Source organism: Zavarzinia sp., from assembly GCF_049306435.1.
In the GTDB taxonomy this organism is placed as follows: Bacteria; Pseudomonadota; Alphaproteobacteria; order Zavarziniales; family Zavarziniaceae; genus Zavarzinia.
The window spans coordinates 31,013-47,457 of sequence record NZ_JBAQRT010000161.1 but is presented as its reverse complement, the minus strand read 5'-3'; the positions used below and the strand labels follow the sequence as shown (position 1 = coordinate 47,457).

General features: G+C 67.3%; 8 protein-coding genes. 7 read left to right on the top strand and 1 reads right to left on the bottom strand.

The features are described from left to right. The first annotated feature begins 119 nt into the window (after window positions 1-119). The 7 genes from WAZ62_RS09045 to WAZ62_RS09015 all read left to right on the top strand — a co-directional run bounded on the left by WAZ62_RS09045 (window position 120) and on the right by WAZ62_RS09015 (window position 12,287). Complete coding sequence (locus tag WAZ62_RS09045; protein WP_422643198.1) at window positions 120-2,081, top strand: APC family permease; 1,962 nt, start codon at window positions 120-122, stop codon at window positions 2,079-2,081. 159 nt (window positions 2,082-2,240) lie between these two features. After that, window positions 2,241-5,561: a DUF2126 domain-containing protein gene (locus tag WAZ62_RS09040; protein ID WP_422643197.1), complete on the top strand. Its 3,321-nt coding sequence runs from the start codon at window positions 2,241-2,243 to the stop codon at window positions 5,559-5,561. Window positions 5,562-5,709: 148 nt separating this feature from the next. Next, window positions 5,710-8,298, top strand: a complete 2,589-nt coding sequence (locus WAZ62_RS09035) for a circularly permuted type 2 ATP-grasp protein (protein WP_422643196.1) — start codon at window positions 5,710-5,712, stop codon at window positions 8,296-8,298. Beyond that, window positions 8,295-9,191 (top strand): transglutaminase family protein, encoded by an 897-nt coding sequence (locus tag WAZ62_RS09030; RefSeq protein WP_422643195.1) that lies wholly within the window; start codon window positions 8,295-8,297, stop codon window positions 9,189-9,191. Before WAZ62_RS09035 ends, WAZ62_RS09030 begins: the two co-directional genes overlap by 4 nt. Before the next feature lie 128 nt (window positions 9,192-9,319). Then, window positions 9,320-10,708, top strand: coding sequence for a circularly permuted type 2 ATP-grasp protein (locus tag WAZ62_RS09025; RefSeq protein WP_422643194.1), 1,389 nt, complete (start codon window positions 9,320-9,322; stop codon window positions 10,706-10,708). Beyond that, complete coding sequence (locus WAZ62_RS09020) at window positions 10,701-11,675, top strand: alpha-E domain-containing protein (RefSeq protein WP_422643193.1); 975 nt, start codon at window positions 10,701-10,703, stop codon at window positions 11,673-11,675. The genes WAZ62_RS09025 and WAZ62_RS09020 overlap by 8 nt, the downstream gene beginning before the upstream one ends. A 102-nt stretch (window positions 11,676-11,777) precedes the next feature. After that, window positions 11,778-12,287, top strand: coding sequence for a hypothetical protein (locus tag WAZ62_RS09015; RefSeq protein ID WP_422643192.1), 510 nt, complete (start codon window positions 11,778-11,780; stop codon window positions 12,285-12,287). Window positions 12,288-12,302: 15 nt separating this feature from the next. Here WAZ62_RS09015 and WAZ62_RS09010 read toward each other — a convergent pair whose 3' ends face one another. Beyond that, entirely contained in the window at window positions 12,303-16,439 is a 4,137-nt protein-coding gene (locus tag WAZ62_RS09010) for a translocation/assembly module TamB domain-containing protein (protein ID WP_422643191.1), read from the bottom strand. Window positions 16,440-16,445: the final 6 nt, after the last annotated feature.

Below are 16,445 nucleotides of genomic sequence, written 5' to 3'. Positions count from 1 at the left end.
ATGCGTCGTCCCGGCGAAGGCCGGGACCTCGAGACGGGAAGGCCCCTCGCGGCAATCCCGCTTTCGCCGCCCTTCGTCCGGTGTACACTGCGAACAGCGGGGCGAGGGGTGGCGGTTTCGTGATCAGACGTTTGTACAGGGCCATAGTCGGCGCCCCCAAGGATCCGCTCTCCAGGGATACACGGCAGCACATGGCGCTGGCGGCCTTCCTCGCCTGGGTCGGGCTGGGCGCCGATGGATTGTCGTCCGCCAACTACGGGCCGGAGGAAGCCTTCCTCGCCCTTGGCCATCACACCCATCTCGCGCTCTATATCGCCTTGATGACGGCGCTGACCGTCTTCGTCATCTCGCTGGCCTATAATCAGGTGATCCGGCTGTTTCCCTCGGGCGGGGGCGGCTACAAGGTCGCGAGCACCCTGCTCGGCCCCCATGCCGGCCTCGTCTCCGGCTCGGCGCTGATGGTCGATTACGTGCTGACCATCGCGATTTCAGTGGCGAGCGGGGTGGATGCCCTGTTCAGCCTGCTGCCGGTCACCTGGCAGGGCGCCAAGCTCGGGGTCGAGATCGCGACCATCCTCGGCCTCATGGTGCTGAACCTGCGTGGCATGAAGGAGCCCTTGAGGCTGCTGGTGCCGATCTTCCTCGGTTTCGTCGGCACCCATCTCCTGCTCATCCTCGGCGGGATCCTGGCCCATGCCGAGCAATTGCCCGGCCTCCTGCCCGCGACCTTCAGCGAAACCTCGAGCCTGACCGGCGAAATCGGCTGGGTCGCCGTCGCCTCCCTGCTGCTGCGCGCCTATTCGCTGGGCGCCGGCACCTATACCGGGATCGAGGCGGTCTCGAACAATGTGCATATCCTGCGCGAGCCCCGGGTGCGCACCGGGCAATGGACCATGGCCCTGATGGCGACATCGCTGGCGGTGACCGCCGCCGGGCTGATCTCGCTCTACCTCCTGTGGAACGTCGGCCATGTCCCGGGCGAGACGCTGAACGCCACCACCTTCAAGGCGATCCTGGGCGAGACCTTCGGCGACGGCAGCCTGGCGCAGAGTGTCGCCCTGCTGATCGTCATGGTCCTGGCGGCTGGGCTGCTGTTCGTCGCCGCCAATACGGGCTTCCTCGGCGGGCCTTCCGTGCTCGCCAACATGGCGGCCGACCGCTGGGCGCCCCACGCCTTCGCCTATCTGTCGGTCCGGCTGGTGACCCAGAATGGCATCTTTCTGATGGGCATCGCCGCGCTCACCCTTCTGGTCATCACCGGGGGCAAGGTCTCGCTGCTGGTCGTGCTCTATTCGATCAATGTCTTCCTGACCTTCACCCTGTGCCTCGCCGGCCTCGTCCGCCACTGGTGGCGACAGCTCGGGACCCGCGACGCCAGCATCGGCAGTCTGCTGCAGGCGGGGCTGGCCCTCATCGTCGCCGGCTCGATCCTGGTCGTCACCCTGTTCGAGAAATTCTTCGAGGGGGGCTGGCTGACGGTGATCATCACCAGCCTCGTCATCGTGCTCGGCCTCGCCATCCGCCGCCATTACGACCAGACCGCGGTCGAGATCGCCAAGATCGACGCGCTCTTCGCGACGACGACGCGCAGCGCGCCGGTCGAATCGGTGCCCGCGGTCGACCCCGCCCTGCCCACCGCCATCTTCATGGTCGGGCGCAGTTTCGGCGCGGGGATGCACACGCTGCTGGCGGTGCGGCGCATGTTCCCCGGGCATTTCCGCAATTTCGTCTTCATTTCCGTGGGCGAAGTCGATTCGGAATCGTTCCGGGGCAGCGAACAACTCGCCCGCATGACCGCCGATGTCGAGGCCAGCCTCGGCGAGTTCGAGCGCTATTGCCAGCGCCGGGGCCTGCCGGCGGCGAGCAAGGCCGCCTATGGCACCGATGCCGCCCATGAACTGGCCCGGCTGGCCGAGAAGCTGATGGAAACCTATCCCCACGCGGTCTTCTTCGCCTCGAAGCTGATCTTCGGCCGGGACAGCCTGTTCAGCCGCCTGCTGCACAACCACACCGCCCTCGCCGTGCAGCGCCGCCTGCACCTCAAGGGCATCCCCATGGTGATTCTGCCCATGAAGGTCTGACCAAGGATGAGGCAGCGCCCCATGCCCTGCCCAATATGCGTTCACCCCTCGACGGCAGCGCCATCTTCGGGTTCAATCAATGCCAATGAATGATCACAACGTAACCGTGCCATTGTCTTTTGCGTCGACGGTGCCAGCCGTCGCGATCCTGGAGCGAGCATGACCATCAGGGTGGCCCTCAATCACAAGACGACCTACACCTATGACCGCCTGGTCAATCTGGGGCCGCAGACCATTCGTCTGCGCCCGGCGCCGCACTGCCGCACGCCTGTCACGGGCTATTCCCTGCGCATCACGCCTTCCGTCCATTTTCTGAACTGGCAGCAGGACCCGCAGTCGAATTATCTCGCCCGCGTCGTCTTCCCGGAAAAGACCCGGGAGTTCGCGGTCGAGGTCGATCTGGTCGCGGAACTCGCGATCATCAACCCTTTCGACTTCTTCCTGGAGAAAAGCGCCGAACGGGCGCCCTTCGCCTATGAGCCGGCGCTGGCCCATGAACTGAAGCCCTATCTCGAGGTCGGGGCGCCGGGCAAGGAACTGGCCGCCCTCCTCGCCAAGGTCGACCGGCGCGAGCGCGGCACGGTCGATTTCCTCGTCGATCTGAACCGCCTCGTCCATCGCCACGTCTCCTATGTCATCCGCATGGAGCCGGGCGTGCAGACCCCGGAAGAAACCCTGACCCTGAAGAAGGGCAGCTGCCGCGATTCGGCCTGGCTGCTCGTCCATCTGCTGCGCCACCTGAAGCTGGCCGCGCGCTTCGTCTCGGGCTATCTGATTCAGCTGGCGCCCGACGTGAAATCCATCGACGGGCCTTCGGGGACCGAGGTCGATTTCACCGATCTTCATGCCTGGACCGAAGTCTATCTGCCGGGTGCCGGCTGGGTCGGCCTCGACCCGACGTCGGGCCTCTTCGCCGGCGAGGGCCATCTGCCGCTCGCCTGTTCGCCCGAGCCGAGCAGCGCCGCGCCGATCGCCGGCATCGTCGACGAGGCCGGGGTCGAGTTCGACTTCTCGATGTCGATCACCCGCATCGAGGAGGCGGCCCGCGTCACCAAGCCCTATACCGACGAACAGTGGGAAGAGATTCTCGCCGCCGGTCGCGGCGTCGAGGAACGCCTGGTCGCGGGCGATGTCCGCCTGACCATGGGCGGCGAGCCGACCTTCGTCTCGATCGACGATTTCGACGGCGGCGAATGGAACACCGAGGCTCTCGGCCCGACCAAGCGCGGCCTCGCCAACACGCTGGTGCGCAAGCTGAAGGACAAATACGCCCCCGGCGGCGTGCTGCACTACGGCCAGGGCAAATGGTATCCGGGCGAATCGCTGCCGCGCTGGGCGCTGGGCTGCTACTGGCGCGCCGATGGCGAGCCGCTGTGGCAGCAGCAGAAATATCTCGCCGACGAGAATGTCGACTATGGCTTCACCCTCGAACAGGGTGAGAACTTCCTGATCACTTTGGGCGAGAAGCTGAAGGTCGCGCCGGATAACACGATCGCCGCCTTCGAGGATCCCTGGTACTGGATGTGGCGCGAGCGCCGCCTGCCGATCAACGTCGATCCGCTCGAGAACAACATGGAAGACGCCGAGGAACGCGAGCGCATGAGCCGCGTCTTCGACAAGGGCCTCGACACCCCCACGGGCTTCGTGCTGCCGCTCGAATGCTGGATGACCATGGAAGGCCCGCTGTGGCAGGCGAAACCCTGGAAGTTCCGCTCGAAGCGCGTGTTCCTGACCCCGGGCGATTCGCCGGTCGGCTACCGCCTGCCGCTGCAGAGCCTGCCCTGGGTGAAGAAGGAGGATTATCCCTACCACTTCGAGGAGGATCCCTTCGCGCCGCGCCCGCCGCTGCAGACCGGGGCCAGCACGCTGGTGTCCCAGATGCCCGGCCGCCTGCCCTCGAAGCCCCTGCCGCCGCCGGAGCCGACGACCCCGCCGGGCGCCCATCCGGGCAGCATCGTCGGCGTGTCCATGCCCGGCGTGATCCGCACCGCGATTTCGGTCGAGATCCGCAAGGGCAAGCTCTATGTCTTCATGCCGCCGCAGTCCTATCTCGAAGCCTGGGTCGACCTGATCGCCAGGATCGAGGAGACGGCGATCGCCCTCGACATGCCGGTGATCCTCGAAGGTTACGGCCCGCCCAAGGACTGGCGCCTGAAGAACATCATGGTCACCCCCGATCCGGGCGTGATCGAGGTGAACGTCCATCCGGCGAAAAGCTGGGACGAACTGGTGGACATCACCACCAGCCTCTATGAGGACGCGCGGGTCTGCCGCCTCGCCTCCGAGAAATTCATGGTCGATGGCCGCCATGTCGGAACCGGCGGCGGCAACCATATCGTCGTCGGCGGCGCGCGGCCGGAGGACAGCCCGTTCCTGCGCCGGCCGCATCTGCTGCGCAGCCTGCTGTGCTACTGGCAGAACCATCCCAGCCTGTCCTATCTGTTCTCGGGCATGTTCATCGGACCGACCAGCCAGGCCCCGCGCATCGACGAGGCGCGCCACGATTCGCTCTACGAACTCGAGATCGCCTTCCGCCAGGTGCCGGACCACACCAATGTCCCGTCCTGGCTGGTCGATCGCCTGTTCCGCCACCTCTTGTGCGATGTGACGGGTAACACCCACCGTTCGGAGTTCTGCATCGACAAGCTGTTCTCGCCCGACAGTTCGTCGGGCCGGCTCGGCCTTCTCGAACTCCGCGCCTTCGAGATGCCGCCGCACGCCCGCATGTCCTGCGTGCAGCAGCTGATCCTGCGGGCGCTGATCGCGCATTTCTGGGATCATCCCTATCCGGCGCGCCTCGTGCGCTGGGGCACCGAGTTGCATGACCGCTTCCTGCTGCCGCATTTCGTCTCGGACGATCTCGACGATGTCGTCACCGACCTCAACCAGTGGGGTGTGCCGTTCCAGCGCGAATGGCTGAACCCGCATTTCGAGTTCCGCTTCCCGCACTACGGCACGATCCATCAGCGCGGCCTGACCATGGAGCTGCGCCAGGCGATGGAGCCCTGGCATGTGCTGGGCGAGGAAGGCATGGCGAGTGGCACGGTCCGCTTCGTCGACAGCTCGGTCGAGCGCATCCAGGTGAAGATGAACGGCATGACCGATGGCCGCCATGCCGTCTCGGTCAATGGCTACCGCGTGCCGCTGACCTCGACCGGGCGCGAGGGCGAATATGTCGCCGCCGTGCGCTTCCGGGCCTGGCAGCCGGCCTCGGCGCTGCATCCGACCATTCCGCCCCACGGCCCCCTCGTCTTCGATATCGTCGACGAATGGTCGGGGCGGTCGATCGGGGGTTGCACCTATCATGTCTCGCACCCCGGCGGGCGCAATTATGTCACCGCCCCCGTGAACGCCTATGAGGCGGAAGGCCGGCGCCTTGCCCGATTCTTCAGCTTCGGTCACACCCCGGGGCCGATGACCCTGGGTCCGGTCGAAGTGACGCGGGAATTTCCGCTGACCCTCGATCTGCGCCGCCAATAGTCCTCGGAAACGGCCCCCAACCCCTGGATGGGGGGCCGTGTTTCGGGACATTGACCGCACAAGGCCGCGAATTGACCGCATTGATTCAAGAGCAAAATGATCGTGAAAAGTCATGGCGGCCCCCGACCTGCCTGATACGATGCCCCGCGTGAGTCTGGCGATCGAACCGCAAGGCCCCGAGGACGGGGCACAAATCCCTCTGCCCCTGCCGGCCGGCGAATCCGCTGCCGGCGGCGGTGATCGTCTGCGCGACTATCAACCCCTGCCCGGCACCTTCGACGAGAGCGTCGACGAGAACGGCGCCCTTCGCCCGCACTGGAAGGAGCTGACCGAATCGCTGGTCGGCCTCGGCAAGCAGGAATTCGGCGACCGCACGGCCCGGGCCCGCCAGCTGCTGCACGACAACGGCGTCACCTACAACGTCTATGGCGACCCGCGCAACGCCGCCCGGGCGATCGAACTCGACCTTGTCCCCCTCGTCATTTCCGAGACGGAATGGGCCACGATCGAGGCGGGCCTCATCCAGCGCGGGCGCCTGATGAACGCCCTGCTCACCGATCTCTACGGCGAGCGCAAGGTGTTGAAGGACGGCGTGCTGCATCCCGGCATCGTCGAATGCAATCCGGACTATCTGCGCCCGCTCGCCGGTTTCCGGCCGCCGGCGGAGATCTGGCTGCATGTCTACGCCGTCGATCTGGTGCGCGACCCGGAAGGCCGCTGGCAGGTCGTGGGCGACCGCACGCGCACCCCGGCCGGCGCCGGTTACGCGCTGGAAAACCGCATCATCACCTCGCGCTCGCTGGCGGAAGCCTACCGCGCGATGAAGGTGAAGCGCCTCGCCGCCTGGTTCGACCGGCTGCGCCAGACCCTGCGCAACCTCGCGCCCTGGACGCGCTATCCGCGCATCGTGCTGCTCACCCCCGGTCCCTATAACGAGACCTATTTCGAGCACGCCTATCTGGCGCGCTACCTCGGCTACACGCTGGTCGAGGGCAATGACCTGACCGTGCGCGGCAACCGCGTCTTCCTGAAGACCCTGGGCGGGCTGGAGCCGGTCGACGTCATCCTGCGCCGGGTCGACGACGATTTCTGCGATCCGCTCGAGCTGCGCGGCGATTCCTCGCTCGGCGTCGCCGGCCTGGTGCAGGCGGTGCTGGCGGGTCATGTCATCGTCGCCAACGCGCTGGGCACCGGCCTGGTCGAGACCCCGGCCCTGATGCCCTTCCTGCCGGCCCTGTCGCGCCACCTGCTGGATGAAGATCTGCAACTGACCAATATCGACACGGTCTGGGCGGGCGAGCCGCAGGGCCGCGACCGGCTGATGGCGCGCGGTGGCAATTACGCCCTGCGCCCGGCCTTCCCCCGGATCGGGGTCGCGCCGCCCGACACGGCCGAAAGCTGGGCCCGCCATTTTGGCGACCATCCCTATGATGGCGTCGGCCAGGCGCCGGTGCGCCTGTCGACGGCACCCTGCTTCACGGCGGAAGGCCCCCGGCCGCAGCCCATCGCCATGCGCGCCTTCCTGACGGCGACCGAGCGGGGCTTTTCCGTGATGCCGGGCGCCCTCGTCCGCATCGCGCCGACGCCGGATCGCCCGATCCTCCGCCTGCAGCAGGGTGGCCTGTCCAAGGATGCCTGGGTGCTGTCCAGCGCGCCGGTCGAGCAGTTCAGCCTGTTGCGGCCGCCCGATACCACGGTCGAGGTACGGCGCCAGGGCAATAACCTGCCGAGCCGGGTCGCCGACGATCTCTATTGGGTCGGGCGTTATGCCGAGCGGGCGGAATTCGGCGTTCGCGCCCTGCGGGCCCTCGTCCAGCGCCTGACCGATGGCGGTGGCCAGGCCGCGCAGGAAGAAATCGGCCCGGGCGCCGCCTTCCTCGCCTCCTTCGGCGAGATCACGCCGAAGCTGGCCGCGCTGGCGATCAGCGACCGGGAACGCTTCGATACCGACCTGCTGCCCCATCTGACCGACGAGACCCGCTCCAGCGGCTTTGCCTCCATGGTGCGCCGCCTGAACATGAACACGGGCATGGTGCGCGACCGCCTGTCGGTCGACATGACCCGGGTACTGCTGAACCTGCATGGCCAGATCGCGGATATCGGCAAGGCGACCCCCGGCGACTATGTCGGCCTCCTCGAATGTTTCGATTCGATCGTCGCCTCCATGGCCGCCCTGTCGGGCCTTGGCATGGAAAACATGACCCGGGGCCAGGCCTGGCGCTTCATGGATCTGGGCCGGCGGGTGGAGCGGGCGCTGTGCTCGGTCGAACTGGCGCGCGAACTCATCGTCGGCGGGGCGGACGGCGGCGGCCGCGCCCTCGACCTCGCGCTCGAGATCGCCGACAGTTTCATGACCTATCGCGCGCGCTATTTCACCGCGGCGCAATTCGCCCCGGTGCTCGATCTCCTGCTGCTCGACGAGGCCAATCCCCGCTCGCTGGCGCGGCAGATGTGGGCGCTCGCCGACCATGTCGAGAACCTGCCGCGGGAGCGCGGCGCCTTCGGCTCGGGCGCGGCGCGGCTGCTGGCCCAGACCGCCCTCGCCGAATTGCGCGCGGCCGAAATCATGCGCCTCGCCGGGACCGGCGCCGATGGCCGCCATGTCGAGCTGGAAGCCCTGATCGACGCCGTTCATGTAACCCTGCCCGAGCTGTCCGACATCATCTCGCAGACCTATTTCAGCCATGCCCTGGCCGTCCGGCCCGGCGGGCCGATCCGCACGGTGATCAAGCCATGATCCGCTTCGAGGCCCGTCACAACACGGTCTATGACTATGGCGAGCCGGTCACCCTCGCCCATCATCTCGCCCATCTGAAGCCGCGCGACAGCAGCCGCCAGCGCCTGTTGCGCCACGAGCTGCGCGTCATTCCCGAGCCTTCGACCTGGAACGAGCGGCACGATGCCTTCGACAATCCCATCGTCCAGTTCGCGGTCGAGGAACCGCACCAGAAACTGATCGTCGAATCCCTGATCGAGATCGAGATCGTGGGCGAGCCCGCGCCGGATCCGGCCTCGGCCCCGGCCTGGGACGCGCTGCGCGCCCGGCTCGACGCGGCGGGACCGGAAACCCTGGACGCCTTTGCCTTCCTGCAGGATTCGACGCTGATCGGGGTGGATCGGGAATTCGCCGAATATGCCGCCGAGGACTTTCCCCCGGGCCGCCCGGTGATCGAGGCCCTGCTCGCCTTCAACACCCGCATCAACACCGAATTCACCTTCGATCCGCAGGCGACGACGGTGACGACCCCGCCCTCGGAAGTGCTCAGCGTGAAACGCGGCGTGTGTCAGGATTTCGCCCATCTGATGATCGCCTGCCTGCGCTCGCTCGGCCTGCCCGCGCGATACGTCAGCGGTTATCTGCGCACCACGCCGCCGCCGGGCCGGCCGCGCCTCGTCGGCTCCGACCAGTCCCACGCCTGGGTCGCGGTCTGGATCGGCCCCGACCGCTGGCTGGAGCTTGATCCGACCAACGACTGCATCCCCGGCCTCGACCACATCATCCTCGCCTGCGGGCGGGATTACGACGATGTCGCGCCGCTTCGCGGCATCATCATCGGCGGCGGATCGCACCGGCTTCAGGTCGGCGTCGATGTCGTTCCGCTCAAAAACGATGCACCGTCCAAGGTCTGAGCTGAATGTGCCGATTTTTGATGCGGCGCATCGGATTAGTTTGCTAGGCTCGATTCACCGATGAAGCGAGGACTTGGATGAGCGGCGTTCTGTCCCGATATGATCAAGGTCCATTCTATTGCGAGATCATGGGGCAGCACGATACGCCCCCGGTGGAGCATACGGTGGCCATCCGCGAGCGGCTGGCGCAGCTCGATCTTGATGCGCTTCAGCGCCGGTCCGAAGACGCCGAACGCGAGCTTTACAACCTCGGCATCACCTTCACGGTCTATTCCGACAAGGATGCCATCGACCGGATCCTGCCCTTCGACGTCATCCCGCGCATCCTCAGCCGCGAGGACTGGGCTCACCTCGAGGCCGGCGTCATCCAGCGGGTTACGGCGATCAACCTGTTCCTCGCCGATGTCTACGGCCCCCAGCACGCGCTGAAGGACGGCATCATCCCGGCCGAACTGGTGCTGAACAACAGCAACTACCGGCCCGAGATGATCGGGGTGAAGATCCCCCACGGCGCCTATGCCAACATCTGCGGCATCGACGTGGTGCGCGACGACAAGGGCAAGTTCATGGTCCTCGAGGACAATGCCCGGACCCCGTCGGGCGTGTCCTATGTCCTCGAGAACCGCAACATGATGTTGCGGGCCTTCCCGGATCTGACCACCGACATCTCGATCCTGCCGGTCGACAATTACGGCCCCAAGCTGCAGGAAGCCATGGTCGAGATCGCGCCGCCCGACGCGGTCGATCCCCAGGTCGTGCTGCTGTCGCCCGGGGCCTATAATTCCGCCTATTTCGAGCACATCTTCCTCGCCCGCGAAATGGGCGTGCCCCTCGTCGAGGGCCGCGATCTCATCGTCGAGAACGACCGGGTCTACATGAAGACCACGGGCGGGCTGGAGCGGGTTCACACGATCTATCGCCGCCTGAACGACGACTTCCTCGACCCCGAGGTGTTCCGCCCGGAATCGACACTGGGCGTCGCCGGGCTGATGCGGGCCGTCCGGGCCGGCAATGTCGCGCTGGCCAATTCGGTCGGCACCGGCGTCGCCGACGACAAGGCGGTCTACGCCTATATGCCGCGGCTGATCAAATACTACATGCAGGAAGACGCCATTCTCGACAATGTGCTGACCCACATCTGCCGGGAACCGGAAGCCCTCGCCTATACGCTCGCCAATCTCGACAAGCTCGTCGTGAAGCCGGTCGCCGAATCCGGTGGCTATGGCATCACGGTCGGCCCCAAGGCGTCGAAGGAAGAGCTTGAGGCCTGCCGCGCCAGCCTGCTGGCGGACCCGTCCAACTACATCAGCCAGCCGACGATCCAGCTGTCGGTCTGCCCGACCCTGGTCGAAGGCGAGGTCGAACCTCGCCATGTCGACCTGCGGCCCTTCGCCATCACCGGCAAATCCACCTGGGTCCTGCCCGGCGGTCTCACCCGGGTCGCGCTTCGTCGCGGCTCGCTTGTCGTCAACTCAAGCCAGGGAGGCGGGTCGAAAGACACGTGGGTGCTTGGCTAGACTTCTTGCCCGTTTCGCCGAAGACATGTTCTGGCTGGCCCGCTCCATGGAGCGAGCCGAGAACCTGGCGCGTATTCTCGACGTCAACGAGACCTTCAGCCGCGATGCTCGCGGATCGCAAAACTGGCTGTCGATCGTGAATCTTCACGCCGACGCCGAGCCCTTCTTCAAGAAGCATCAGGCGGCGACCGCGAACAACGTCATCCACTATTATCTGCTGGATCCCGAGAACCACACCTCGATCTATTCCTCGATCAAGGCCGCGCGCGACAATGCCCGCACCCTGCGGCCGCTGATCTCGACCGAGCTGTGGACCCAGCTGAACATGTTCCACAGCTGGCTGCGGACATTGACCCCGGCCGATGTCGGCCGGGCCGACCTGTCGCGCATCTGCTCGAAGATCAAGGAAGGCTGCCAGACTCATACCGGCATCCTCGAAGGCACGCTCTATCGCGACGAGGGCTGGTATTTCTACCAGCTCGGCAAGCTGATCGAGCGGGCCGACCAGGGCACCCGCCTGCTCGACATCAAGTATCACCTGCTGCTGCCCGGCGCGGCGGAAGTGGGCTCGCCGCTCGATGTCTCGCAGTGGAACGCCCTGCTGCGCTCGGCCGCCGGCTATCACGCCTATCGCCGGGTTCAGCCGCGCGGCATGAGCCCGGGATCGGTCGCCGGTTTCCTGATCTTCAACAATGCCTTCCCGCGTTCGACCGCGGTCTGCATCGCCTCGATCGACGAAATCGTGGTGCGCCTGCGCCAGCGTTATGGCCTGCGCGCGGGCAACCGCACGCTGGAAATCCTCGACGGCGTCCGGGGCACGCTCGCCAACCGCTCCATCGAAATGGTGCTGGGCGGCGGCTTGCACGAATTCCTCGACTGGGTGCAGCTGCAGCTGATCGCCATCACCGACGATCTCGGCCGCTCCTTCTTCGGCCACGCCGTCGCGGAGCAGAGCCAGGTCGCCTGAGGTCCCGGCGCGCCATCCCTGAACCAGGGTGGCGCGCCGGGTCGCCTTTGTCGGCGGCCTTTGTTATCCTTGCCCCGGGGATCAACATGGGGACAATCGATCATGCGTTTCATCGCCATACTCGCGGCCCTCGTCATGGCGGCGACGCCGGCTTTCGCCGGCAAGCGGATCGACGAATATGTCTCCGGTTACTGGACGACCTACGCCTATCAGAACGACGACGGCAGTTTCGGCCATTGCGGCATGGAAACCTCCTTCGACGACGGCATGGTGCTGTCGATCCTGCTGGCCGATCAGGGCGTGATCATCGCCTTCTGGAGCCCGAAGTGGCAGCTCCGCGTCGGCTCGACCACGGCGATGCAGATGCAGATCGACCGGCGCTACGATACATTCGCCGGCGTCACCATCGACGATCCCCAGGGCATGGTTTCCAGCCTCGGCTACGATGCCCAGTTCTGGATCGCGTTCAAGGCCGGCAACGCCATGAATCTCGCCATGGCGGACGGGCGCTCCTGGACCGTGAACCTGAAAGGTTCCAGCAAGGCGACCAAGGCGCTGACCGTCTGCTTCGACCTCTATGCCCCGAACGGCCGCAAGGGCATGTTCAAATAGGGCGGGCGACCGGCCTCAATAGTCGAATTTGTAATTGAGGCCGAGCGCCGAATTATTGTCCTGGCCGATGTTGCCCTCCACCGTCACCCGCGGATAGACCTCGACCTCGATGTTGACCGCGCCGGAATTGGGCGCCAGGCCCTGTTCGAAACCGAGATAGACCCCTTCGGCGATATAGCGCCCGGCGGACAGGCTGCTGCCCGCGAGGGCGCCGCCGGACTTCGTGTCGGCGCTGTCGTCCGAGCCGATTTCCAGCCGGTCCAGGCCGAGCGTGTCACGAACCTTGCCCAGGAAATCGCCACCGCCCTGACCCGACAATTCGAGCGCGGTCTGGCCCAGCCGCACCGCCTGGCTGGCGGTCAGGTTGGAGACCGAACGGCCGAACAGAACCCGGCTCAGCACCTCGTCATTGGGCAGGGACGGCTCGGACGAGAGCTGGATCTTCAGGGCGTTGGCCGGACCGGTGACCGTGACCTTGGCCGTGACGTCATCGGCCGGCGCGGTCGCGACGATATTCAACTGGGGCGCGGCGGCGAGACCGGACGGGAAGGTGAGCGAGCCTTCCGAGATCGAGAACGGCCGCCCAGCCAGGGTGAAGGTGCCCCGGACCACCTCGAACCCGCCCGAGAGATCGGGCGCGGTCAGGGCGCCGGTCACCCTGATCGTGCCGCGCCATTCGGAATCAAGACCACGGCCCCGGACGAAGAACTGCCCCGGCGCATGGATCGCGAGATCGAGGCTGCCGACCCGGGGCGGCGGCGCATCCTGATCCGGCGGCAGGGCGAGCGGCGTCGGCGGCGTCCCCGGCGCGGCCGGATCGCGCACCTCCACGACGGCGACCGAAGGCGGCACCTTGGCGGAAATCTCGACATTGCCGTGGCGGATGGTCACCGTGCCCTTCACTTCGGGCGCCGTTGCCGTGCCCGCCAGCGCGATATCGACATCGCCATCGGTGGTCGCCAGATCGAGACGGGTGAAACGCAGCGAACGCGCGGTCACCTGGCCGTCGATGGCGAAATCGCCATCGGCCAATTGGCGGGCGCTGCCGCTGCCGGCGATGGTGCCGCCCTCGCCATCGGTGCCCTTCAGGGATTCGATGGTCGCGCTCGTCCCGGTGAAAGCGACCGCGAGGGCGAGGTCGCGCAGCTCGAAGCCCGACAGGCCATTGGTCACCCGGCCCTTCTCCAGGGTCAGGCGGCCCACGGGCTCGGGCGCGGCCGGCGTTCCCTTGATGGTCGCGTCGACCGCCAGCCGACCGGCGATCCGGTTGTCGCCCAGCGGCAACAGGGGTGCGATGCGGCGCAGGTTGGCGTCGATCCGCACCGCGAGATCGAGGGCGCCCTTCTGGTCCGGCATGGGAATGCCGCCCTCGATCCGCACCGGGACCGAGCCATTGGCCTTGATCGTGGCCTCGCGGATGCCGGTGACGGCCAGATCGACATCGGCCCGGCGCCCCTGCCAGGCGATGCTGGCATCGAGATCGGGCTTCGGCATGTCGGCGGCGGCGACATCGAGAAGACCCGCCGGCGGCGTCAGGCCCTTGGCGGCCAGATCGAGGCGGCCGCGATCGCCGGCGATGTCGAGCGTGGCGTCGAGAATGCCACCGGGCAGGCTGCCTTCGGGAACAAGCGCGGCGACATCGGCGAAATCGAAGCCGGACAGGCGCAGCTTGCCCGAGGGCGCGCGCCCGATGGCGACATCGCCGACGAGGCGCGCCTTGCCAAAAGCGAGGTCGAGACCCTTCACCGCCGTCTCGGCGCCGAGAGTGACCGTCAGCGGCTTCCGCAGGCCGAAATCGGTCTCGGCCAGAGTGCCGGTCAGGCTTTTCGCGGTGATCCTTGGCGTATCGACATTCTCGAAACGGCCTTCGAGATCGAGCTTCACGGGTGCCGGCACGCCGCCCGCCGCCGCGACGGTGAAGCCGATATCGGCGAAGGAGGCGAGATCGGCCTTCGCCGTCAGCCGGTCGATGGTGGCATCGCCACTGACGAGGCCCGTGGCCTCGACGGTCGTGCGGCCCTTGCCGGCGCCGAGCAGATCGTCGAGCACGGCCTTGAGGTCGAGCCGGGCAAGCGTCGCACCGGCGGCACTGGCGTTGCGCAGTTCCGCCGTCACATCGGCGCCCTGCCCCTTGTCGCGCGGCGCCAGCGCCAGTTCGATGCGCGCGGAACCAGCGAGCGGCATTCCAGCGACGGGAGACAGCGTGGCGAGCCTCGGCACCACGGCCTTCACCCGGCCCTCCGCGAGGCCGCTGTCGCTGGCATAGGCGATATCGCCAGCAAGGTCGACGCCCAGCACCTGCCCGGACAGACCCGTGACCCGCGCCGTTACCCCGTCGAAGGCGACATCGGCGCCGAGCCGTGTCGGATAGGTCCCGCCGGTCTCGACATCGAGCCGCCCGGCCGATGTGCCGGCGGCATCGGGCACGGCCTTGAGGACCAGTCGCGGATCGCCGAAGGCGATACCCCCGGCCGAGACCCCGGCGCCGGTCAGGGTCAGGTCCAGCAATGGCTTCATCACCGGCCCCTGCACCGTGCCCGCCAGATCGACACTGCCGGCGAGACCTTGGAGGCCCAGCCGGCCAAGATCCGAGGCCTTGCCCGCGACTTCGGCCGACAGGGTCTCGGCGGCGGGATCGAAACTGCCCCTGGCCCGCAGGCTGGCCACCGCGGCCTCCGCCGAGAGACGGTCGAGCACCAAGGCCCCGCCGTCCACATAGCGCCCGGCGAGGGATACCCGGGGCGTCGGCCCCAGCAGGCGGGGCAGGTCGGCGTCGCCCGCGATATTCTCGCCCGCGACATCGGCGGTGAAGCCGATATCGAGCGGGGAAAGCCGGCCTTCCGCCGTAACGGCCAAGGTTCCGGCTCCGGCCAGGCCCGCCTCGGGCACTTGCGCGAGATCGACCAGCCTTGCCCCGACTTCGGCCTTCAGCGAAGCGAAACCATCGGCCAGTGTCGCCTTGCCCTCTACCTCGGCGCCGGGGGCGGCGACATGAAGGCGGGTGATATCGGCGCCGCCGACCGAGAGATCCGCCACCCCCTCGAGTTCGATCAGGCTGGGGCGGAGCGCCACCGGAAGGGTGGCAAGCTCGGGCAGCGGGGCATCCGGCCGCACGTCGATCCGGGCCGACAGACTGGCGTCGGCCCCACCCTTCAACTGCCCCTTCGCATCAAGAGCGACCCCCGTCAGCTCGAGACCAAGGCGCGAGACATCGACCGTCTCCCCCGCGACGGAAAGCGCGAGGTCGATGCCGATGCCATCCCCGACCAGCGCGCTATAATCCACCGGCACCAGCGGCCCGGGTAGCGCCCGGCCCCGCAGGCTGGCATTGATCGCCGCGCCATCGCGGGCAAGGCTCAGCCGGCCGTCGAGACGGGCGCCGAGCGCGGCGAGTTTCAGATCGGCCTCGAAGCCGGTCAGGGGACCCTGGCCGGTCAGGGCGACATGCAGCGGCTCGTCACTGGCGAGGCCGGCGATCCGCGAGATCGGCCCATGGGCCGGCTCGTCCAGCCGGACATCGAGGGCCAGATGATCGCCCTGCGGCTCGTGGCGGACGTCGAGGGTGAGGCGGGTCGAGTCCGCGCCCGCCACCGGTTGCAGGGAAAGGCTGGCCCCGGCGATACCAACGCCATCGACCCCCAGCCGCCCGCCGAGGGCAAAGCGCGTCTCCTCTCCGGCGAGGGCGGCGCCCAGCACGATTTCGGGCACCGACAGGCGGTCGAGGGCAAGGCCGGCCGGCAGACGCGGCAGGGAGAAATCGCTGGTGGGCTCCTCGGATGGCGGCGGCTCGGCGCCGGCCATGGGCAGGCGATCGAGCACGAGGCGGCTGGCGACGATTTCCCGGACATGGATGCGGCCGCCGATGAGGGCGTAGGGATCGATCGAGACCCGGGCATTCTCGACCGTCAGCCACGGTCCCACCGGGTCGGACACTTCGATCCGGGCGAGCGCTGGCCCGAAGGGCAGGCCGCCGGACAGCCCGTCCAGCCGGATGGTCATTTCCGGGCTGGAGACCTGATCGGAAATGAAGGCGGCCAGCCGGCTTTGCACCGCCGGCACCTGCAGGGCGGCGATCGCAAGGGCGATGACGACCAGCGGCGCGCCGAGCCCGATGCCGGTCCATTTCAGGGTCCGGGACAGTGAAGGTTTCATCTTTCG